General features: G+C 46.9%; 24 protein-coding genes. 11 read left to right on the forward strand and 13 right to left on the reverse strand.

Annotation, left to right across the window (positions count from 1 at the left end; genetic code table 11):
• From VIM88_RS06175 to VIM88_RS06195, 5 genes are all read right to left on the reverse strand, one after another.
• Positions 1-219: NTP transferase domain-containing protein (locus VIM88_RS06175; RefSeq protein WP_331862013.1), on the reverse strand; the 219-nt coding region annotated here is incomplete at its 3' end.
• A gap of 11 nt (positions 220-230) precedes the next feature.
• Complete coding sequence (locus tag VIM88_RS06180) at positions 231-1,349, reverse strand: MFS transporter (RefSeq protein WP_331862014.1); 1,119 nt, start codon at positions 1,347-1,349, stop codon at positions 231-233.
• Positions 1,346-1,828, reverse strand: a complete 483-nt coding sequence (locus VIM88_RS06185) for an RDD family protein (RefSeq protein ID WP_331862015.1) — start codon at positions 1,826-1,828, stop codon at positions 1,346-1,348. The genes VIM88_RS06180 and VIM88_RS06185 overlap by 4 nt, the downstream gene beginning before the upstream one ends.
• A complete protein-coding gene (locus tag VIM88_RS06190) occupies positions 1,828-2,565 on the reverse strand; it encodes a TIGR04219 family outer membrane beta-barrel protein (protein ID WP_331862016.1) in 738 nt (245 codons plus the stop codon). The genes VIM88_RS06185 and VIM88_RS06190 overlap by 1 nt, the downstream gene beginning before the upstream one ends.
• Positions 2,566-3,780, reverse strand: coding sequence for a type II secretion system F family protein (locus tag VIM88_RS06195; protein WP_331862017.1), 1,215 nt, complete (start codon positions 3,778-3,780; stop codon positions 2,566-2,568).
• A gap of 69 nt (positions 3,781-3,849) precedes the next feature.
• Between VIM88_RS06195 and VIM88_RS06200 the strand changes: the two genes are divergently transcribed.
• Complete coding sequence (locus VIM88_RS06200) at positions 3,850-4,335, forward strand: exosortase/archaeosortase family protein (RefSeq protein ID WP_331862018.1); 486 nt, start codon at positions 3,850-3,852, stop codon at positions 4,333-4,335.
• Here VIM88_RS06200 and VIM88_RS06205 read toward each other — a convergent pair.
• The 3 genes from VIM88_RS06205 to gspG are packed head-to-tail and all read right to left on the reverse strand — an operon-like array spanning position 4,321 to position 5,735.
• A complete protein-coding gene (locus VIM88_RS06205) occupies positions 4,321-4,749 on the reverse strand; it encodes a hypothetical protein (protein ID WP_331862019.1) in 429 nt (142 codons plus the stop codon). The genes VIM88_RS06200 and VIM88_RS06205 overlap by 15 nt on opposite strands.
• Positions 4,746-5,294, reverse strand: a complete 549-nt coding sequence (locus tag VIM88_RS06210; protein WP_331862020.1) for a prepilin-type N-terminal cleavage/methylation domain-containing protein — start codon at positions 5,292-5,294, stop codon at positions 4,746-4,748. The genes VIM88_RS06205 and VIM88_RS06210 overlap by 4 nt, the downstream gene beginning before the upstream one ends.
• 9 nt (positions 5,295-5,303) lie before the next feature.
• Positions 5,304-5,735: a type II secretion system major pseudopilin GspG gene (gene gspG / locus VIM88_RS06215; protein ID WP_331862021.1), complete on the reverse strand. Its 432-nt coding sequence runs from the start codon at positions 5,733-5,735 to the stop codon at positions 5,304-5,306.
• Between the two features lie 73 nt (positions 5,736-5,808).
• Between gspG and VIM88_RS06220 the strand changes: the two genes are divergently transcribed.
• Genes VIM88_RS06220 through VIM88_RS06260 form a run of 9 tightly spaced genes read left to right on the forward strand, consistent with a single transcriptional unit; the run spans position 5,809 to position 15,811 of the window.
• Complete coding sequence (locus VIM88_RS06220) at positions 5,809-6,732, forward strand: hypothetical protein (protein WP_331862022.1); 924 nt, start codon at positions 5,809-5,811, stop codon at positions 6,730-6,732.
• Positions 6,719-7,645, forward strand: coding sequence for a hypothetical protein (locus VIM88_RS06225; RefSeq protein WP_331862023.1), 927 nt, complete (start codon positions 6,719-6,721; stop codon positions 7,643-7,645). Before VIM88_RS06220 ends, VIM88_RS06225 begins: the two co-directional genes overlap by 14 nt.
• Entirely contained in the window at positions 7,642-8,043 is a 402-nt protein-coding gene (locus tag VIM88_RS06230; protein WP_331862024.1) for a hypothetical protein, read from the forward strand. The genes VIM88_RS06225 and VIM88_RS06230 overlap by 4 nt, the downstream gene beginning before the upstream one ends.
• Positions 8,031-8,546, forward strand: coding sequence for a hypothetical protein (locus VIM88_RS06235; protein WP_331862025.1), 516 nt, complete (start codon positions 8,031-8,033; stop codon positions 8,544-8,546). Before VIM88_RS06230 ends, VIM88_RS06235 begins: the two co-directional genes overlap by 13 nt.
• Positions 8,530-9,360: a PDZ domain-containing protein gene (locus tag VIM88_RS06240; RefSeq protein ID WP_331862026.1), complete on the forward strand. Its 831-nt coding sequence runs from the start codon at positions 8,530-8,532 to the stop codon at positions 9,358-9,360. Before VIM88_RS06235 ends, VIM88_RS06240 begins: the two co-directional genes overlap by 17 nt.
• The gene (gene gspD / locus VIM88_RS06245; RefSeq protein ID WP_331862027.1) at positions 9,347-11,332 is read left to right on the forward strand and encodes a type II secretion system secretin GspD; all 1,986 of its coding nucleotides are present in this window, start codon (positions 9,347-9,349) and stop codon (positions 11,330-11,332) included. The genes VIM88_RS06240 and gspD overlap by 14 nt, the downstream gene beginning before the upstream one ends.
• Positions 11,332-12,843, forward strand: coding sequence for a GspE/PulE family protein (locus tag VIM88_RS06250; RefSeq protein WP_331862028.1), 1,512 nt, complete (start codon positions 11,332-11,334; stop codon positions 12,841-12,843). The genes gspD and VIM88_RS06250 overlap by 1 nt, the downstream gene beginning before the upstream one ends.
• A gap of 5 nt (positions 12,844-12,848) precedes the next feature.
• Positions 12,849-13,418 carry a prepilin-type N-terminal cleavage/methylation domain-containing protein gene (locus VIM88_RS06255; RefSeq protein ID WP_331862029.1) on the forward strand — a complete coding sequence of 190 codons (570 nt, stop codon included), beginning with the start codon at positions 12,849-12,851 and terminating at the stop codon, positions 13,416-13,418.
• A gap of 53 nt (positions 13,419-13,471) precedes the next feature.
• Positions 13,472-15,811: an ATP-binding protein gene (locus tag VIM88_RS06260; protein ID WP_331862030.1), complete on the forward strand. Its 2,340-nt coding sequence runs from the start codon at positions 13,472-13,474 to the stop codon at positions 15,809-15,811.
• Between the two features lie 112 nt (positions 15,812-15,923).
• On the opposite strand, the gene pyrE is transcribed toward VIM88_RS06260, so the two are convergent.
• The 3 genes from pyrE to secG all read right to left on the reverse strand — a co-directional run bounded on the left by pyrE (position 15,924) and on the right by secG (position 17,604).
• Complete coding sequence (gene pyrE / locus VIM88_RS06265; RefSeq protein WP_331862031.1) at positions 15,924-16,541, reverse strand: orotate phosphoribosyltransferase; 618 nt, start codon at positions 16,539-16,541, stop codon at positions 15,924-15,926.
• Between the two features lie 2 nt (positions 16,542-16,543).
• Positions 16,544-17,101, reverse strand: a complete 558-nt coding sequence (gene frr, locus VIM88_RS06270; RefSeq protein ID WP_331862032.1) for a ribosome recycling factor — start codon at positions 17,099-17,101, stop codon at positions 16,544-16,546.
• A 161-nt stretch (positions 17,102-17,262) separates the two neighbouring features.
• Positions 17,263-17,604 carry a preprotein translocase subunit SecG gene (gene secG / locus VIM88_RS06275; protein ID WP_331862033.1) on the reverse strand — a complete coding sequence of 114 codons (342 nt, stop codon included), beginning with the start codon at positions 17,602-17,604 and terminating at the stop codon, positions 17,263-17,265.
• A gap of 117 nt (positions 17,605-17,721) precedes the next feature.
• Between secG and VIM88_RS06280 the strand changes: the two genes are divergently transcribed.
• Positions 17,722-18,444, forward strand: a complete 723-nt coding sequence (locus tag VIM88_RS06280; RefSeq protein WP_331862034.1) for a methyltransferase domain-containing protein — start codon at positions 17,722-17,724, stop codon at positions 18,442-18,444.
• Positions 18,445-18,518: 74 nt separating this feature from the next.
• Here the strand turns inward: VIM88_RS06280 and VIM88_RS06285 are convergent, their stop codons facing one another.
• Together VIM88_RS06285 and VIM88_RS06290 are read right to left on the reverse strand one after the other, a co-directional pair.
• Positions 18,519-19,205 carry a Bax inhibitor-1/YccA family protein gene (locus tag VIM88_RS06285; RefSeq protein WP_331862035.1) on the reverse strand — a complete coding sequence of 229 codons (687 nt, stop codon included), beginning with the start codon at positions 19,203-19,205 and terminating at the stop codon, positions 18,519-18,521.
• Positions 19,206-19,280: 75 nt separating this feature from the next.
• Positions 19,281-19,457 carry a hypothetical protein gene (locus tag VIM88_RS06290; RefSeq protein ID WP_331862036.1) on the reverse strand — a complete coding sequence of 59 codons (177 nt, stop codon included), beginning with the start codon at positions 19,455-19,457 and terminating at the stop codon, positions 19,281-19,283.
• Positions 19,458-19,760: the final 303 nt, after the last annotated feature.

Genomic DNA, 19,760 nt, shown 5'->3' on the forward strand with positions numbered 1-19,760 from the left:
CGGAGAACTCTCTTGATGGATATCTTCAATGACCCTGCAGCTGAAATCGAATTTATGCTTTTTTGCCGAGATATAGACGGTTTCAAACAAGCTGCTCAGCCTATGATACTGGAATTCGGCAAGACTCCGGTATGGTCCAAAGGGAAGGAGTGCTTTGTCTTCGCCCATACGGGAACTTTTTCCTCCGGCGATGATGACGGCAGGGATAGATCTTTTCATGATAGCCTGTTTCATGCCGGCAGTGCCGTTTTACGTTTTTGATGGACAATCAGGACGAGAAATGCGGCAAAGGTGATCAGGGATTCTATCAGGAAGAGGTATTCGCCGTAGATCTGCCCGGAAAGTACCGCACCGACAGAAGCTCCGAGACCAAAGCTGATGCCGAGGAAAAACTGCTGTGCAAGCTTTTTTTGCGTATAGAGCGAAAACACATAGGTGATCGCAGCCGTATGGTAGAGTGCAAAACTGATGGCATGCAGGGACTGGGATGCAAAGGTCAGGAGTACCGAGTCCGGATAGAGATAGAGCAGCATCCATCTTCCTGCAGTGACGAGCGTGGCAAACTGCAGGATATGCAGCAGATTCCTTTGCAGCAACGGTCCCTGAAAATAGAGCATGAAGATTTCACATACCACACCAAAGCTCCACATCCAGCTTGTCATTTCAAGCGAAATACCATGGTCGGTTTCGTAGATGGTAAAGAAGTTATAGAATCCGCCAAATCCTACCTGCATTAAAAAGACAGAGATCCAAAAGGCCCAGTATTTGGAGAGCGAGAAGGAGGCATCCTCTTGTGCACTGGAGTGGGAGATCGTGTCATACTTTGTGAGAATGGCACCAAAGAGCAGGGTTAAAAATGCCATAGTGCTCAAATAATAGAGGGCCTCGTAGGGCGAATCGAGCACTTTCCCCAGCCAGAGGGCAATACCCATAAAACCAAGCGATCCCCAGAGCCGCACTTTCCCGTAATGATGTCTGGACATGGAGGCGAGCGCTATCGTCTCCACATAGGGAAGAGAGATCCCCATGGCAGCACCAAAAAGAAGATTGGCAGCAAGATAGACCCAGAAATCACTGACGGTGGCCAAAAAGAGAAGGGTACTTGCAAAGGTAAAAAGCAGGGAGAGCTGATAAACCTTCGGGGTCAAAGAGACGGCATGCCTGAACACAAAGGGAAGCAGAAAACGCATGAAAGGGGCAGCGGCAAAAATGATACCCACTTCATAGGGAGTATATGCAAGGTCCAGCAGTACTTTTGGCATGAAAATGACATAGATACCCACCAGGGCGAAATAAAAAAAGTAGTAAGCACCTAAAAGGGGTGAAAGGAGGGCAGGCGACAGTCTCATTTTTTGTCTACGACCGCTGTTGCAGAGAGGAGGTCATGCAGTGTTTTATGGTCTTTTCTAAAGAACATAAGCAGCCAGCCAAAAATTGTGAAAAAAGAGAGGATCGCGGCCGAATTTCGAAAAACGATGACCCCTAAAGAGGGTCTGGTTCGGGTGTGTGCATCAATGAGGGTGATATTGTAGGCACGGTATCCGGGTGTTTGTCCCGTCCTGTACATAAAGAGCGTCTGTACGATGATCAAAGGGACAAGTATATAGATCCAGCCTGCCAGTTTATGCTCGGCAAAATCTTCTCTGCCGTCCATCACAAGATAGAAAACGATATACATGATCGGCATCAGCAGCATAAAGGCATCGGTCAAAAAAGCCTTTATTTTCAATCCTGCTGAAGTATAGGCGGGGTTGTCGGCGGCAGGCGTGTTTGGAGCCTGCTTTTTCTGCCTGCCCTGTTTGATATCTCTAAAACGCTGTTTCGCCATTAAAAATCCCAGATCACGGCGGCATAGGGACCGGAAAAATCTATATCTGCATGAAATCCGTCTGTCAGGTCGTCGCTGTCGAGATAAAATGATTTATAGCCGGCTTCCAGACCGACACCCATGGCCAGGGTATACCGTGCAGAGAGTTCATAGTCATAGGCAACAAGGTCCCAGTAGCTGACGGCATTGGCTTCAAGCTGCAAAGAGAGATCTGTTGCAGGCACATTGAAGCGGGCCTTTCCGTAAAGCATCGGCGCCCAGGTGGAGAAACCTACATGTTCGCGCTTCAGATTGTTATTGACAGTGATATCGCCGGTGAGGTACCTCAGTGTAAGTCCTGCATCCATTTCCATCCAGTTGTCAAGCACTTCATAATAGAGTGTCACATCCGTAAAGTCAAGAGAGAGGCTGCTGTCAATGGTTCCGTCAAAGTCGACAATATCCCCCCATGAAAAAAGCTCCACATGGCTGCTACCGTCATGCGACAATGCAGTATAGCTCAATTTCACGTTGGGAAGCAGAGGAAAAGGGTGTTCAAGATAGGTTTTGAAAAAGAGGTCCTGCTTTTCACTAAAGCCCAAAGTCTCTTCCATATCGGAAGCGGTTCCCCTGTAGGAAGCGCTGCCGCCGGGAGCATGATTGAAGAAGCCGAGAGAGGCTTCGCCTCCTATGGCGTCGGCATGCACCTGGCTAAGGCTCACTAGGGCAGAGAACAGCACTGCTTTAAAGGTTCGCATCTATTGTAACCCCTGCGTCATTGTAAAGATAGGGAGCAGCATTGCCGAGACGATGATACCCACCACAAGGCCGATAAAGAGCATCATAAAAGGTTCAAGCAAACCTAAAAGAAGTTTGAGCTTGTCCTCATTCTCTTCTGCGTAAAGTGCCGAGGTGTTGTGCAGGATCTGTGCCACTTCACTGGACTCTTCTCCCAGGGCCAGAGACTGCATGAAGTTACGTTTGAGCTTCACCCCTTTTGAGAGCTGAAGAGAGTTCGAGAGTTTGTTCCCCTCCAGTACTTTCACAGAGGCTTTTTCGAACAGGTCCCTGAGGCCGTAATTGCCAAAAGTGGCCTTGGCCAATTGCACCGCCTGAGCATAGGCGACTCCCGAGCTCAGCATCAGGGAGAGGATGTAGGAGAACCTGCCCAATTCATGGTTTTGGATCAGTGTACCCAGTACAGGCATTTTCAGCAGCAGGGAATCAACGATACGGTGAAAAGTATCCAGTTTGGCATAGGAGAGTTTGAACGCAACGATCACAAAAAGAATGGTGACAATGATAGCCACATAGTGGGCGGTCAAAAAGTCGCTGAGTCCGAGTACAAACTGTGTGATCGGAGGGAGTTCCTGCCCTGTATCCTCAAAGATCTCTGTGATCTTGGGCACCACAAAAGCGATAAGAAAAGAGGTCATACCGATGGCAACGGTAAAAATGATGGCAGGGTAGGTCATAGCGCCTTTGACCTGTTTCTTCACCTTGTTCTGTGCGGAAAAAAAGTTTCCCATGTTGGTCAACACCTCGACCATTTTTCCGCTCTGCCCGGCCACATTGAGACTTTGGAGAAAAAATTCCGGGAGGGTATAGACCTTTTGCGTATTCAAAGCATGGTAAAGGGACTTCCCTTCATCGATCATCGTTTTGAGAGAGTTGAGAAAAGAGACATATCTCTTTTCTCCCTCGTGCTGGTTCTCAAGCAGTTTGATGGCCGTAAGAATGGTCATGCCCGAGTGTAGATAGGAGGAGAGCTCCTTGGAAAAGGTGCTCAGCAGTTCTCCGGGCATCTGTCGCTTGGAAAAGGCTTCAAGCGAAAACTCTTTGGTGGGGGTAAGCCCTTCATGGTAGATATGCTGCGTGCGGAGTTTCTGAGCCGCTTCTTCTATAGAACTGGCTGTGACAGTACCTTTGACCTTTTTCCCTGTTTTGTCAAAACCTTTATACTTAAAAAGCATCCGCGCTGTGTCCTTGCTGTTGATTAGAAGTATTATAACTTTTTTAGCTGTATCTTGCTATAGTACAGGATGAAACGATTTGCCGCACGCTATTTTTTGCTTCTCCTCCTCCTGTTCGCGCTGCTGTATGCGGATACCAATATCGTTGCAAGCTCCATCAATGAGGCACAAACGGCACTCACGCTTTTTTTTCTGGGTCTTTTTTTAGAACCTGCACAGCTGCAGGGGATAGACATCTGGATCAACCCGCACTATAAGATCATTATTGACCAGGCATGCAACGGTATGATACCTATACTCTTTTTATTTGCCGCGATACTCGCATACCCCTCTTCTGTGCGGCATAAGGTCGTGTGGATGGGCTTGGGATATCTACTCTTTACACTGGTGAATATACTGCGTATTCTGCTGGTGGTCTATTTTGTAAAGCAGGAGGAGGGGCAGGGGAACTTCTATTGGTCCCACGACCTTTTGGGTAATGCCCTGTTGATGGGGGTGGGGCTGGGGCTGTTCATCGCATTTATCAAAACATCCAAAAGGTTAAAACCCCTCTAGTTTCAGATGATAGTAGATAGAAGAGTGCTTTCCCTTCAGCATCACAGCATTCGCAGTGGCAGTAGGTGCCCCCTCCTCTTCGGCAGGAATAAGCTCTACGGGTTCGGGGATAAAGATGTCTCTCTCGGTCTTCTTCAAGATCTCACGGCTCTCCTGCTCTTGCACTTTGAAGAGCCCGCCCAAAACATCATAGGCTGTTTTGGTATCCTGATGGTAGCTAAAAATAGCAGGGTCCACAAAGAGTGAATCCTGTAAAGCGCGTTTGTTCCTCTCTGAGATATAGACGATCTGTTCATGGCTGCTTGTATGCAGTTTCAGTACAGGAATGATCGCAAGAGAAATGATGATCACAGAGATCAGGATCTCAATAATGGTGAAGGCAGGGCGCAAGGTTCTCAGGTCCGATCTTTTCAATAGTATGCTCCGCTGTCGGAAACGGTTCTGCTGTTTCTCAGCCAATGTTCTTCTGCCTCTTCCACAGACAAGAACCTTTGGGGTTCTCCAAAAAAAGCAGGAAGGAAATAGGCCCCCTCATCGTTTTTCAGGATCATCTGCGTAGCGCTCCCATTGGTATAGAAATTCATGACCAGACAGATCTTCTGGTCCTCGTATCTGCCATACTCTATCTGGGTGAGTGTATCGAACCGGTCAAGGGTGTACACCTCAATTTCTCCAAGGTCAATAGGACCCGTATACTCCTCAAAAGCAGAAGTCACATCTTTTCTAAGATAACAGGAGCGGCACTTGTTGATGCAGAGCAGCGTGGCCTGTCCCTCAAAGAGTTCCGATGAAGTGATCGTGGATTTAAGTGTCAGAGGGGTCAGTGCTTTGGGTTTTGGTTTGCCTATCTCCACTCCCTCGAATCCAAGAAAATAGACGATAGAGAGTATGAGTATCACAATAAGGAGTTCGATCAGTGAGAACCCCTTGCGGATCGTATATCTCTTGAGACAGGACATAGGGATGGCTTATTTATTGCATTCGCTAAAAAGTATGTCCCTGTTGCTGTCTTCTCCTCCTTCTTTCCTGTCAGCGGCAAAAGAGATCAGTTCGAACTCAGTACCCTTTTTGATATAGACAAAAGGTGTTTTCCACGAGTCTTTAGGCAATGCTTTCAGGTAAGGGGTGGCACGGTAGTTGGGGTATTTGTCCTCATCGGGGTTGCTCAAAAGTGCCTCGATCCCCTCTTCGGTGTCAGGGTAGGTTCCGTTATCTAGTTTGAACATGTCCAGCCTTTTGCCCACATCGTTCATCTTTAAACAGACGGTATCCCTTTTTGCCTCATCTGCGGCATCCATAAGCCCCGGTGCCACCACGGCAACCAGCCCTCCAAGGATAACGATAACGATCAGTAGTTCTATCAGAGAGAAACCGGCTCTCATCGGTGTAGGTTGTTTCATGTGCATCCTTTAGTTTGCTTGGGTATAATTTTTAGTGTTAGTTGTACAAATTTTACTTTAATAGAGCTTTTAGATGGATAAAACCCACAGTACCCCGATGATAGCGAAGAACAGAGAGGGTTTCGCCCTTTTGGTCACCTTGTCTGTCTTATCGGTCGTCATTGCATTGGCGACTGTTCTTTTGAGCTATTTTGATGAGGTCCAGCAGGATTCAAGCGATACCAAAGCACTTATACAGGCAGATATATACCATACAAATATAACAAATATATTTCAAGGTTTTAAAAATAAAGAAACACTTTTTTCTGTACTATACAGTACGGCATTGCCTCTGCGTACGGAAGATGAAAGGTTTTCACTGGTGTTGCAATGCGACCCTTTGTATAAAGGCGTGAACATCAACTGGCTGGGACTGGAAAACAACAGTCAAAAAACGGCACAATATACCGTAGCCCAGGAGCTTTTTGACACCCTTGCCCTGGAGTATACTATCGAGGATGCAGGAAGACTGCGGGAGATGCTGATCGAAGAGATAGGAAACGAAAACAAACCGGTGCAAAAAGAGCAAAGCAGACTTCACCAAAAAAACGGTATTATATCTTATCATCAATTTGCAGCGATATTGGAGAGATATCAGTTTGAAACGGATGACTCCGAGATTGGAACGGTCCCTTGGGAAAAATATTTTAGTTTTTCTCCCCAGGCAGAAAAGATAGATGCCAAATACAGTTCGCCGGAGCTGATCGCTTATCTTTTTGATATCGATGTGGAAACGGTGAAAGAGTGGTCCTCTTTCCCAGAAAGAGGCTCGCTGGAGGATTTTGTGCGTGAGAATGGCGGGGAGTATACTGAAAGAAGCAATATCCTGGCAGGCAAGACATTTGTGGAGGCAGCCGGATGCTCTGTGTCGTATGCGCTTGCAGAACAGCAGTACAGGTTTAGGTTTGAATACATTGACGGAGAGGCAAAACATTTTGAATTTTATGGGAAATACTAAAGAGTTGATCTTTGCGCATCCGGCCATGAAGCAAGCAAGCCTGGCAGAGACCGTCAATGTCATGCTGCCGCCGCAGTTCTATACACTCAAAAAAGAAATACTGCCTATCAAGTATGCCTATCAGGCCAAGCGTATCGCTCCTTCGCTGTTCGAGGGATTGCTTGAAGAAGGCAGAGACTATGATTATATGGTGTGGAAAGAAGAAGAGGCATGGGTCTTTCTTGCCTATGATATGGAAAAGATCACGACATTTTTGCAGAGCAAAGGGTTTGCTCCGGAAAATATCTCAAAGATCTTTTTCGCACAGCAGTCGGCTGCTCTTTTTGACAAACCTTTCGCTTTGGGAGAGAATGAAGCACTGGTATCACTGGACGATGTGGTCGTGGTGGTTCCAAGAGCGGTACTGAGCGAAGAGGAAGAACCTTCTTTGGTGTTTGACAACCGCTTCACTCCTAAAAAAGGGGTGGTGCTGCCGGGTGCCTATGGTTCTGTGATCAGCAGGAGACAGGCTTCGATACTTGCAGCGGTCTTTACGATTTTTTCCCTTATGTTCTTTGTGGAGGGCTGGCGGTACGGCGACACAATCAAAGCAGAAGAAGCGCAGCTGCAGGCATTGCTCGAGGCTTACCCCTCTTTGCAGAGCACCTACAAACGGGACAGTATCCTTGCAAAGTACAGAACGATCGATACCGCAGAACGAAAGAAACGCGAAACTGTCAAAATAGTATCGGAGCTGATCTTCAAAGGAGTGATACTGACATCATTCGAGATGGACGAAAAGCGCTTCAGGGTACAGTTTGCCTGCAAAGATGCAGGGGTAGCCAAACGTGTAAAAACATTGGCGCAAAAGCACCAACTGAATGCTGCCGATGTGGCAGGGAGCAATGATGTCAGGATCGAGGGCGCCCTATGATGTGGAAAAAATACCAGAATGAACTGATCGTATTGGCTGCATTCCTGCTGATGCTGATCGGATATGGATACAAATCCGCACAGGTTTCTGCCCAGGCCGATATGATGGCGGAAGTAAAGCGCTCTGCCGGAGAGATCAGAGAAGTGGTTGCTCTGCAGAAGATATGGTCTGATACAAAGACCGGCAAAAAGGTGGAACAGCTTCATACGGTTGCCCCCCAGGCCAAGGTAAAATGGAGCAATAAAAGTAAAAAGGTGACAGCGACCTATACAGATCTTACGGCAAGAGAGTTAAACCAACTGGTCACAAAGATATTAAATGTAGCCGTAGAGATACAGACGCTTAACATTGTCAAGAAAGCTTCATCCTATGATGTGGAGTTCAAATGCAAATGGTAAAAAAGGGTATTGTCCTCATGATCGTACTGTGGCTGAGCATACTTGTGTTGATGCCCAAGCAGGAACTTTACTACAAGCTTGAAGAGGCGCTTGCAGCCTATGATATAAAGTTGAATGAAAAAACTATCGACACAGGACCGTTCTCTCTCACTCTCAAAGATGTCACGCTCTATGCAAAAGGGATCAATGTGGGAACCATCAAAGAGGTGAAGCTCTTTACCTTGCTTTTTTACAATCGTATGGCACTTGAATCGCTTCACCTGGATGACTCCCTGAAAAACATGATGCCGCAGGAGACAGAGCAGGCAGCGGCAGTCTATTCTCTCTTTTCTCCTCTCGGAGTCTCCCTGGAGGCAAGCGGCTCTTTTGGCAACATGGAAGGTTTCGCGGACCTGAAGGAACGAAAAGTACGTTTGGATTTCAATGAGAGCAAAAACATAGAGATGCTAAAACCCCAATTGAAACAAGATGAGAAAGGATGGTTCTATGAAACCTCTTTTTAGCCCCCAGATACTGAAAGGGGTGTGGATGCTGCTGGGTATACTGCTTGTGGTAAAAATGCTCTGGTTTGCCGTAGAACTCCTGTGGCTGCCTACAGCGGGCGTTCAGCACAGTGAAGCAAAAGGCCCCAAAGCCCTCTACTACAGAGTGAAACTGAGCCCCAGTGAAGCACCCGCTCCTACAGCACAGCAAAAACCGTTGGAGACGGCAGGGAGCATTAAAGATATCACCCTTTTGGCCATCTACAATGCTTCGGATACTACCGTCGTGACAATAGAGCATAAACGTAAAACAAAGGTCCTCTCCAAAGGAGAAGCGATCAATGGATTTGTCCTTGAGGGGGCGGGAAATGACTATGCGACATTCAGTAAAGACGCGAAAACCTATAAAGTTGATTTGATGATCAAAACCAAAGGCGCTGCAGGCATCAAAAGTGTCACGCCTTCATCGGCAGGAACGCCATCCAGTGAGGTAGAGGGTAATGTGATCGATGCAGGAGACTACAAGATCGTTGACAAGTCACTGGTGCAGCATTACGCTAAGAACATGGATGATATATACAAAAACATCGGCATCACAGAAGTGAAAAAAGGCAATGTGCTGGAGGGATTCCGTGTCACCTTTATTCGAAAAGGTTCCCCTTTTGAGAAGCTTGGGATGAAAAGAGGCGATGTCATTAAGGCAATTAACGGTCAAAAGATCGATAATTACAATGTTGCTTTTGACATCTATAAAAATATTGAAAATATCGACAACCTGACACTGGTGATTGAAAGAGGAAAAGAAGAAATGGAGTTGGAATATGAAGTTAACTAAAATTGTTATGGGTATATTGATCGTATTGTCTGCGGGGTTGCATGCGGAAGAGGAAACGGTAGATGTGAACTTTCGTGACCTGAGTGTCAAAGATTTTATCGAGATGGTTTCGAAAATCACACAAAAGAACATTCTGATAGAAGCAGACCTTAAAGGGCAGATCAACTTTGTATCCACAAAGCCGATCAAAAAAAGTGCGCTCTTCTCTCTGGCAAACTCTATTTTGAGCAGCAAAGGCTTAACCATCATCGATCAGGGCGAGTACTACAAGGTGGTCAAAGGCACGGATGCGGCAGGAGAAGGACTGGATGTAAGCAGCTCCGTCAAGGGGGAGACGATGAAGACCGTCATGTTTCCTTTGAAGAACACCAACGCAGCCGTACTTCGTGCAAAGATCAAGCCGCTTTTGAACAGAAGTGCTCAGGTGATCTCTTTCAAGGAGAACAATGTTTTGGCCGTCACGGCGACCCCAAGGGTACTTGAATCCATCTCCAAAGTCATCAATGCCGTAGAGGTGACAGGTGAAAAGAAATCCGTGGTGGTCAAACTGAAAAACGCAAACGTGAAAGATGTCTACGCCAATGCGCAAAATATGGCAAAAAAGATCTTCCCCCAAACGATCGAGAGTGAAACGGTCGATATCTTTAAAGATGATGCGACCAACTCCATTATCCTGGTAGGACAGCCCAACAACAATAACAAGATGATCCGGTATATCAGGCAACTTGACATCAAAGGGGAGAGCACCACCCAGCAGATGCATGTCATCAGGCTCCAAAACTCCAACGTGGAAGAGATGGAGAAGATCATGAGCCAGCTGATCTCACAGATGAACGACGTTGCGGTAAAGGCACCAGCAAAAGGCAGTACCCCGCCAAGCAAAGCCATGGTGGTCTCGGATATCGAGAGAAATGCACTGATCGTACTTGCGACAGCAGAACAGATGAAGAACATCAGAGAAACCGTGAGCAAGATCGATATTCCTAAAGTGCAGGTGTATGTCAAAGCACGTATTGTGGAGATCAATACGGATCTGGCAGAACGTATAGGGTTGAGCTACGGATTTGAAGGGGGCGCCATCACTTCCCAGGGGCTTTTCTCTGCCGCGGCCAATATGGGTGCCTCTTCATTGATGGTCTCTCCGACACTGCTCGGGTTTTTGAATAATCAAACAACCACTCTAGTGGGAGAAACGGTTGTGACAAGTACTGAAAGACCATTCCAATTTGATTCTGGTATTTCAGAAGTCTTCGCACTGGGGGCAAAGATCGACCTCCTCAAACAGAACGGCGCTGCGCATATCCTGAGCGAACCGTCGGTGCTCTGTACCAACAACAAAGAGGCCTCTGTGCAGGTAGGACAGACCCAGTCCATCCTGACACAGGCACAGCAGACTACACAGGGACAGGGGAACATCATCAACAACTACTCAAGAGAGGACATAGGGATCACGCTGAAGGTCAAGCCGAGACTCTCAAGCAACAATCAGGTTACGCTCGAAGTAGAAGCGGAGATCGAAGATATCCTGCCTGGGTCCAGTGCTTCTGCGGACCGCCCGACCACCACCAAGCGTAAAGTCACGACCAATGCCATTGTCAACAATGGCGAAACGATCATTCTGGGAGGGCTCATCAAAAGTGCTGGAGGGAAAAATGTCACCAAAGTGCCGATCTTGGGTGAGATCCCTATCCTGGGAGAGCTCTTTACCACAAATGCAGAGGTGGACACAAAGGTCAATGTAGTGATCTATCTTACCCCGTATATCGTAAGAGAGAGCGGAGACCTGCAGCGTCTGCGTGAAGCACTGAATGAGCTTGAGAACATACAGACCAAGTATAATGCCTATGTTCGAAAAGGGTTGAATCAGGCGGCAGGCTATGAAGAGGATGAGGTCGTCTCAACGGTACCGGCGAGCAGAAGAATACAGAGAAATCCCAAAAGCAACCTAAGTATCCTGGATGAGGAAGTGTAATGCGGTTTCCTCGTCTTCAGGATGTCAACCTTGAACCGCTCTGGGAAGAGGAGATCAACCATAAGCTCGCACTGAAGCACTCGCTGCTGTTCTCTCTGATCGACGGGGTCGAAACATGCATCGTCGAAGAAGCGACCCTGGGAGATGCGCTGAACTATTTTGCAAAACTCTCATTGGACTACCCTGTCACGATCGTGGATGCAGGGAGTTTCCAAAGACTGAAGAACAAATTTTTAGAGATCCAAACGGGAAGTGACTTTGAAGCCATGGCGACCACTTCCGAGGAGCTCATAGAGGCGGAGTCGGATCTGCTGGAGTTCATCCGCAATTCACAGGACCTGCTTTCAAGCGAAGAGTCCGCGCCTATCATCAAACTGGTCAACTCACTCTTTTTCCAGGCGCTGCAGAAAGGGGCAAGTGATATCCACATCGAGAGCGGAGAGCGAAAAGGCGAGGTACGTTTGCGTATAGACGGTGCGCTCAAAAAGCATCTTGATCTTGAAAAGAGTATCGTGACACTGGTGATCAACCGTATCAAAGTCATATCAAGCCTCGATATCTCAGAGAAAAGAGTACCTCAGGATGGACGTACACAGCTGGCAATTTCCGGCAAAACGATCGATGTGAGGGTTTCCATCCTGCCAACCTACCATGGTGAAAGGATCGTTATGCGTATACTTGCGCAAACGGAGCATATCCCCACACTCGAGTCTTTGGGCTTTGCAGAGGAGGTTACCCGGGACCTTTACAGACTGCTGAACCATGCCCATGGGATGATACTGGTCACAGGTCCTACCGGTTCAGGGAAGTCCACCACACTCCATGCATGCCTGCAGCATGTATCAACCCCGGATAAGAACATCATTACCGTAGAAGATCCCGTCGAGTACAATGCGGACAATATCTCTCAAATACAGGTGAACACCAAAGTAGGGCTCACTTTCGCGGCAGGGCTGCGTTCTATTTTGAGGCAGGACCCCGATATTATCATGGTGGGGGAGATACGTGATAACGAAACAGCAGAGATCGCACTGCGTTCAGCATTGACGGGGCACCTGCTTCTTTCTACACTGCATACCAACGATGCAACCTCTGCCCTGAGCCGCCTTATGGATATGGGCATAGAGAACTTTCTCATCTCTTCAACGCTCCTGGGAGTACTGGCACAAAGGCTTACACGTAAACTTTGCATACACTGCAAAGAGGAGACAAAGCTGGCCCCTGCCATAGCGCAGGAGATAGGTGTGCCTGAAGACCAGTGGTATTTCAAGGCTGCAGGATGCAAAGAGTGCGACTTCACAGGCTATAACGGCAGACAGGCCATCGGTGAACTTTTCATTATCGATGATGATGTGAAAACCATGATGAAAGACGGATATAATGATTATCAGGTCAGAGAGGTCATGAAAAAGAGTGGCATGAAAACGATCTCCGATAAGCTTAAAGAGATGCTTCTGGCAGGAGAGACAAGTTACGAAGAAGCCATTCGTGTCGGACTGATGGACGGCTGAGGCAGATGTCCGACCGTAAAGCATTCACCCTTTTGGAAGTACTGATATCGATTGCCCTTCTGGGTATCGTCATTGTGGCACTTTTCAGCGCTGTGGATATGCTGCAAAACTCCAACCAGCATCTCGCAAAATACCTGAAAAGGTCCAAAGCGGTGACCAATGTTACCAAAGTGTTGTATCTGGACATAGTAAGATCCGACGGCAATATTACGATCCAAAAAGATGAATTCAGCAGGCTATGTATGGAAGAGACTCAAAATTCGCTTTATGCCCTCCCTTCGGCAAAAGTATGCTGGATTGTACTGAAAGAGAAGAATACATTGGCCCGTATAGAGGGGAACGGCTATCAGTTACCGGCAAGGACCGAAGCAAAAGTTCAACTGGACCCTGTGATGTCAGAGTTGGAACTTTTTGATATCTATCATGAAAAAGATAAAGTCCTGGTCCTAATGCAGCAAAAAGGAAAAGAACCCATCAGCTTTATGGTACAGGGAATTGCCAAACCGCTGCCAAAGAAGCGTGAAGCGGAAACACCCCCGCCCGCTTCTGCACCATCGCAGACCCAAACAAACTAAACAAACTTTCGCTAAAATAGACAGCAGTTATTTTGATCAGAAAGGGTTTCGGGATGCAGGAGATCTATGAAAAGTTGGGGCTGTTCTATCTGGGAAAAGATATAGACCGGCAAAGTATGGAGGCCAAAGAGGCGCTGACACTGCTCAAGAACAAGAATTTCACGACCCATGCCGCTATCATAGGGATGACAGGTTCTGGAAAAACAGGGCTTGGTGTAGGTATCATAGAAGAAGCGGCTATAGATAATATACCTTCTATTGTCATCGATCCCAAAGGAGATATGGGAAACCTGTGTCTGACAGATCCGAGCTTCTCTCCCAGTGCATTCGAGCCATGGGTAGAAGATGAAGCTAGATCCAAAGAGGCAGACCGTGCTGCCTATGCCGAAAAGATCGCTGCCATGTGGAAAGAAGGCATAGAGAGCTGGGACCAAACGACGCAGCGCGTGCAAAAATTTCATGAGGTGAAAAAAACCATCTATACCCCGGGCAGCACTGCAGGGATACCCGTCAATGTGATGAGCTCGCTCGAGGTACCGCCTGCACAGATCATGGAAGAGGGCGATACCTTTGCCTCCTATCTCAAAAGTACCACGACCTCCTTGCTCTCCTTGGTGGGTATTCACGCGGACCCGCTAGAGTCAAAAGAGTATATCCTCCTTGCCCAGCTCATCACCACATCCTGGATAGCCAACGAGGACCTGAACATAGAAACGATCATAGGAAAGATCCTTGCTCCGCCGTTCTCAAAGATAGGCGTTTTAACGCTGGATGACTTTTATCCGCAGGACGAACGTTTTAAGCTGGCAAGCAAATTCAATGCGCTGCTCGCCAGTCCGAGCTTTTCGCTTTGGCTGCAGGGGGAGAACCTGGATATCCAAAAGCTGTTGTACGATGAAGAGGGTAAAGCAAAAATTGCGATCTTTTCCATCTCCCATCTGAATGATGACGAGCGTATGTTCTTTGTCACCTTGCTGCTCAACAGATACATCGCATGGATGCGTCGCCAAAGCGGTACCTCCGCACTGAAAACACTGCTCTATATGGATGAGATCTTCGGATTTTTCCCTCCCACAAAGAATCCGCCAAGCAAAGAGCCGATGTTGCTGCTTCTCAAACAGGCAAGAGCGTTTGGCGTCGGTGTGGTGCTCAGTACCCAGAACCCTGTAGATCTGGACTATAAAGGACTTTCGAATATAGGTACATGGTTTGTCGGCAGGCTGCAGACCACACAGGATATAGAGAGGGTCATAGATGGGCTGGAAGGAAAAGTCGGTTCAACGTTTGATAAGAAAGAGATCAAGATGCTTTTGTCAAACCTCCAAAAGAGAACTTTTTTTCTCAAAAGTGCACATCTGGATGACATCAGGCTGTTCAGTACACGCTGGGTGCTGAGCTACCTCAAGGGCCCGCTGAAAAAAGAGGAGATATCTACACTGATGGAGGCGCAGAAATCTCTTCAGCATGCAGAGGTGCAGAGCGGAGAGAAGATACTTGAGAAGAGCACTCCTCTGAAAAGTTATCAAAATGTCGATGCGTCTATCCCTCAATACTACGAACCGGATGCTTCAGGGCGAAATATATTCTCCCCGGCATTGGGAGCCAGGGCCAACATACATTTCTATCAGCAACAAAGAGGGATAGATCTGGATAGAACGCTTGAGATCTCTCTTCCTCTTGAGGAGGATCAGCAGCGCATAACATGGGAGGATGCCACAGAGGAGGCTCTTGGTTTTGACAGGTTTCCGCATACGGCACCTTCGAATGCAACGTTTTACCCTCTGCCTCAGATCGTGCTGGAAGACAAAGGATTAAGAAGGACCATCAGAGAATTAAAAGAGACACTCTACCGTGACCATGCACTGGAACTGCTGCGCTGCAGATCTCCCAAACTGGAGTCCAAAATAGATGAGACACGGAGTGACTTCATCGTGCGTCTGCAGGATATGCTTCATGAACAAAAAGAGATCGAGATAGAAAAACTTCAAATACGTTACGGGAAAAAGGAGAAAATGCTTCTAGAAAGGCTCTCTCGTGCCAAAGAGCGGGCAGAGAAAGAGTCCTCGGACTCTACGGGTTCCATGATAGAAGCAGGGATAGCGGTACTGGGTGCCCTGTTCGGGCGTCCAAGTCCGACAAAGATAGGCCGTGCAGTAAGCAAAGGAGGGAAGATACTCAAAGAGCGTGGAGAGATGAGCAGGGCGGAAGAACGTATCTACAGTATTGAAGAAGCATTGGAAGCGCTGGAAGTTGAACTGGAAGAGAAAATAGATCTGTTAAATGAAAAGTACAGTGCGGATCATTGCGAGATAGAGACATTTAGCATAAAACCAAGAAAAACAGATATAGATGTAGAGATATGTGCTGTGGTATGGAGAGTGAGGAACGTTTAATGATCGTGAATGGTTTCACGATCATAGTGACGGAACCGGAATAGTTCCCTCTGACCAACGGGTGGAAATGCCCTTGGGGTGCGGAACGCAGCGAAGCCATCAAGGCAAAGCGTTAGCCTTTGCTTCCCGGTTTAATGGCCGTACTTCCCTCTTTGCACATAGGGCACTCTTCTGGCGCATACATTTCAAAGGTAAAATCCTCAAGCGAGAACAGCGGTATATCATCCGGAAGACTGCACGCTTCTTTGGCATCGATATCGCTGCCCACACGCTTGCAGAAGCCTCGGTTCGCCAGTGAGGCAAACGCTACGACCACACCGCCCAGCGCTTCTATGGCTTTTGCCGCTTTTAGCGCCGAACCGCCTGTCGTGATGATATCTTCACAAATAATGATCTTCTCGCCTTTTGCGACTTCAAAACCACGACGCAGCTCCATACCGCCATCCACCTTTTCTACAAAGATGGAACGCACATCCAGAGAACGGGCCAGCTCATAGCCTGCAAGTACTCCGCCTAACGCAGGGGCACACACGGTATCTACTTCAATTCCGTGCGAGCGTATCATCTCTGCCAGGGCATCGGTGAGCAAAGAGGCTTTTTTGGGATATTCAAGCACTTTGGCACTTTGAAGGTATCGGTTCGAGTGATTGCCGCTTGCCAGAAGGAAGTGCCCTTCAAGCAAAGCATTGGCATCCTTGTAGGCCTGTTCTACATCATAAGATTTTTGCATGCCTATACCTTAAGGATATCCGCTTCTTTGATTTTAAAAGCCTCATCTACTTTGACTACATGCTCATCGGTCAGTTTTTGTATCTGCTCTTGCGCTTTTTTAGATTCATCTTCACTGATCTCTTTGTCTTTTTCAAGCTTTTTGACCTTGTCGTTCCCGTCTTTTCTGACATTTCTGATAGAGACTTTTGCATGCTCGGTCATCCCTTTTGCCTGCTTCACGATCTCTTGTCTCTGCTCACTTGTCATTGGCGGGAAAAAGAGTTTAATGAAGTCACCGTCATTGTTGGGATTTACACCGATATTTGCCTCCTGTATCGCTTTTTCAATAGCTGGAAGCAGAGACTTTTCCCAAGGCGTGATACTGATGGTCGTCGCATCGGTAGCGATGACATTTCCTACCTGATTGAGTGCCGTCATAGTACCGTAATAATCTATTTTGATATTGTCTACGATACCGGTAGTGACCTTCCCTGTTCTGAGTGTTGCAAAGTCACGCTTAAGGGCATCGATAGCCTTTTGCATATTTTCTTTTGTCTGTTCGAAAATCTCATCTAACATAACGTTCTCCTTATTGAACCTTTTGATGTTGTGACCGCCTGGAGCATACCAGGAAGTTCAGTTATGATTTAGGGAATTTTACCCTTTTTTACCTTGTTATGTATTTAGAAGAGGAAGGGGGAGAAGGCATCAAGAAGAAGGAAAGACTTCTTGATGTATGACTAGTTGGCAGAGGGTGCTACCGGTGCTGCTGGTACCGTATTTTCTGGTGTTGCCGGTGCTGCCGGTACAGCTGCATTGTTTTCAGGTATGATCGTGTCTGCGACAGATGCAGTGCTTTCGGTAGTATACAGGTAGCCCAATGCCAAGGTATTGACGATGAATGCAAACGCAAGGGTAAACGTAAGTTTTGCAAGGAACCCCGTCGGTCCTTTTGCTCCAAATACAGATTCGTTACTTCCGCTGTATGCGCCAAGCCCTATGCTTGAACTTTTCTGCAGCAGTACTGCGATTGTGATTGCCAGTGCAAGTACGATTTGTACGATTAAAAGTGTTGATGTCATCTATGCCTCTTTATGTTGTTGGATAGCCCATTAAATTTGGGTATAATTTCGGCGATTATACCCAAAATAGGTTGAAATGGCGATGAATATCCCATTTTCGTATACAAGGAGGGACCGGTGCCTAATGCCATTCAAGAGTTTTCCCGGTTTGCACACCAATACGATACCTATAATGTGATCCAGGCAGAAGTGGCCAAGTCACTGGTAAAACAGCTTCCCCGTACCCATTATACGACGATCATAGATATCGGGTGCGGCAGCGGGGAAGTGTACAGAAATATAGAAAGAACGAAGGTCTCTTTTGACCGTTTCATGGCACTGGACTCTTCAGAAAAGATGCTGGAACTGCACCCATCCGGCCCTGAGATCGAAAAATTATGTGCTGATTTCAACAAGCCTGAAACATTTGAGACCTTTTCCCTGGAACCGCCCAGCCTGATACTCTCCTCTTCTGCTTTGCAGTGGAGCAAAGACCTGGACTTTACGCTCTCTGAGATCTCAAAAAAAGCATCACAGGCCTATTTTGCCATCTTCACCTCCAACACCTTTAAAACGTTGCATCAGACAGCCAAGATCACCTCCCCTATCTACAGCGAAAATGTACTGAGGTCCACGATAGAGAGATATTACCATGCCGCGTTTGAAATAAAGGAGTACAGACTCCATTTTGAGACCGTACGAGAGATGTTCAGCTATATCAAAAAAAGCGGGGTAAGCGGAGGAGATAAACAGCTGACCTATACGCAGATGAAGCAGCTTATGAAAAGGTATCCCTTGGCGTATCTGGAGTTTGAAGTATTGTTTGTCAAAGCAAGATCTTTGACCGCACCTTCCGCCTAAGATCTACGGCAGGGCAATGTAAGCAAGAGAAGCGGCATCTCTCAGAGATGCAGGCTTCTTTTAAAAAGGCTTCTTTAGTCTTCGTTCCCGAAAATACCGAGAAGCTGTAGCAGTGCAGTGAACATATTGAGGAAGTCCAGGTAAAGGGACACCGCTGCATCTACAGGCGAGTCATAGGCTCCATTCGCGATGTTCTGTGTATCATAGATGGTAAAAATACTGAATAACAGTAATATTCCTGCTGTGATGATCACATGCATCAGCGGGCTTTGAAGGAGGAACATATTCACAAGTGATGCGATGATCACCACGATCAGTGTGATGAAAAGCGGTTTCCCCCAACTAGCGTAGTCTTTTTTGCTGTTGATCGCAAACAGGCTCAACGCACCAAACAGTACAGCGGTCATCAGAAACGCATTCCCGATCACGGCACCATTGCCCGCACCGATGAGTGAAGCCAAAAGCGGTACCAAAGAGACACCGGTCAAAAATGTGAATGCGAAAAGCATTGCCAGGTTCAGTCCGGCCTTCCCTCTTGACATGCTAAGTCCAAAGAAAAGTATCAAAAGCTCAGCACCAAAGATGAACCATTTGTATTGCATGATGGTTTCAGCATAAGGCATCGTTACATAAGCCCCCGCAGCAGCAGCGATCATGCTCGCAGCCAGCAGCTGGTACGTTTGTTTCATGAAGCTTACAGATGCGCCTTCTTGAACGTATCCAGCTTCTGTCGATGTATAGTCTCTATCATATAAAGCCATAATAGTATTCCTTCACTTGTTAATTTTTATAGAAAGTATAGTCCACAGACATTAATCTAAGGTTAATAACACAATTTACTCTTTTTCTCTCAGTTCCTGTAGCGTTTTGTATTCATCTTTCGCTTCTTCCGCAGCCATCTTGTTACTCTCGATCTGGGTGCTGCTTTTCCGCTCTTCTGAAGAAGGCACTTCAGCGGTATCCATACATCCGGAGAGCATGTACAAAAACGGGAGTAGAAAAAATAGACGCATGGGCATTCCTTGAGTTGAGTATAGATATGAGAGCGGATTATAAAACACTCCAGATAAAATAGACATAAAGGGGCGGAATTTATATATTACTATGTAAGTAAATAAAAAAATTCAACAAATTTTGCATAAAAGGCGAAAAACCCTTGACAGTGAAGTGAATCGGTGCTATAATACGCGTCCACAAACACAGAGACCTTAACCGAGTTGGTTGAGAGAGTGAGAGTGAGTGATCTTTGACAACCAAATATAAGTAAACAAATCAACGTCTATTTGAGTTTTAATTTTACCAATTTTTAGAAAATT

The organism is Sulfurovum sp. (genome assembly GCF_036568385.1).
Taxonomy (GTDB): Bacteria; Campylobacterota; Campylobacteria; order Campylobacterales; family Sulfurovaceae; genus Sulfurovum.

What these genes read in the sequence shown, in the direction of transcription:
- VIM88_RS06180 (WP_331862014.1), bottom strand. Translation starts at nt 1,349, where the DNA reads ATGAGACTGTCGCCTGCCCTCCTTTCACCCCTTTTAGGTGCTTACTAC.
- VIM88_RS06185 (WP_331862015.1), bottom strand. Translation starts at nt 1,828, where the DNA reads ATGGCGAAACAGCGTTTTAGAGATATCAAACAGGGCAGGCAGAAAAAG.
- VIM88_RS06190 (WP_331862016.1), bottom strand. Translation starts at nt 2,565, where the DNA reads ATGCGAACCTTTAAAGCAGTGCTGTTCTCTGCCCTAGTGAGCCTTAGC.
- VIM88_RS06195 (WP_331862017.1), bottom strand. Translation starts at nt 3,780, where the DNA reads ATGCTTTTTAAGTATAAAGGTTTTGACAAAACAGGGAAAAAGGTCAAA.
- VIM88_RS06200 (WP_331862018.1), top strand. Translation starts at nt 3,850, where the DNA reads ATGAAACGATTTGCCGCACGCTATTTTTTGCTTCTCCTCCTCCTGTTC.
- VIM88_RS06210 (WP_331862020.1), bottom strand. Translation starts at nt 5,294, where the DNA reads ATGTCCTGTCTCAAGAGATATACGATCCGCAAGGGGTTCTCACTGATC.
- gspG (WP_331862021.1), bottom strand. Translation starts at nt 5,735, where the DNA reads ATGAAACAACCTACACCGATGAGAGCCGGTTTCTCTCTGATAGAACTA.
- VIM88_RS06220 (WP_331862022.1), top strand. Translation starts at nt 5,809, where the DNA reads ATGGATAAAACCCACAGTACCCCGATGATAGCGAAGAACAGAGAGGGT.
- VIM88_RS06225 (WP_331862023.1), top strand. Translation starts at nt 6,719, where the DNA reads ATGGGAAATACTAAAGAGTTGATCTTTGCGCATCCGGCCATGAAGCAA.
- VIM88_RS06230 (WP_331862024.1), top strand. Translation starts at nt 7,642, where the DNA reads ATGATGTGGAAAAAATACCAGAATGAACTGATCGTATTGGCTGCATTC.
- VIM88_RS06235 (WP_331862025.1), top strand. Translation starts at nt 8,031, where the DNA reads ATGCAAATGGTAAAAAAGGGTATTGTCCTCATGATCGTACTGTGGCTG.
- VIM88_RS06240 (WP_331862026.1), top strand. Translation starts at nt 8,530, where the DNA reads ATGAAACCTCTTTTTAGCCCCCAGATACTGAAAGGGGTGTGGATGCTG.
- gspD (WP_331862027.1), top strand. Translation starts at nt 9,347, where the DNA reads ATGAAGTTAACTAAAATTGTTATGGGTATATTGATCGTATTGTCTGCG.
- VIM88_RS06250 (WP_331862028.1), top strand. Translation starts at nt 11,332, where the DNA reads ATGCGGTTTCCTCGTCTTCAGGATGTCAACCTTGAACCGCTCTGGGAA.
- VIM88_RS06255 (WP_331862029.1), top strand. Translation starts at nt 12,849, where the DNA reads ATGTCCGACCGTAAAGCATTCACCCTTTTGGAAGTACTGATATCGATT.
- VIM88_RS06260 (WP_331862030.1), top strand. Translation starts at nt 13,472, where the DNA reads ATGCAGGAGATCTATGAAAAGTTGGGGCTGTTCTATCTGGGAAAAGAT.
- pyrE (WP_331862031.1), bottom strand. Translation starts at nt 16,541, where the DNA reads ATGCAAAAATCTTATGATGTAGAACAGGCCTACAAGGATGCCAATGCT.
- frr (WP_331862032.1), bottom strand. Translation starts at nt 17,101, where the DNA reads ATGTTAGATGAGATTTTCGAACAGACAAAAGAAAATATGCAAAAGGCT.
- secG (WP_331862033.1), bottom strand. Translation starts at nt 17,604, where the DNA reads ATGACATCAACACTTTTAATCGTACAAATCGTACTTGCACTGGCAATC.
- VIM88_RS06285 (WP_331862035.1), bottom strand. Translation starts at nt 19,205, where the DNA reads ATGGCTTTATATGATAGAGACTATACATCGACAGAAGCTGGATACGTT.
- VIM88_RS06290 (WP_331862036.1), bottom strand. Translation starts at nt 19,457, where the DNA reads ATGCGTCTATTTTTTCTACTCCCGTTTTTGTACATGCTCTCCGGATGT.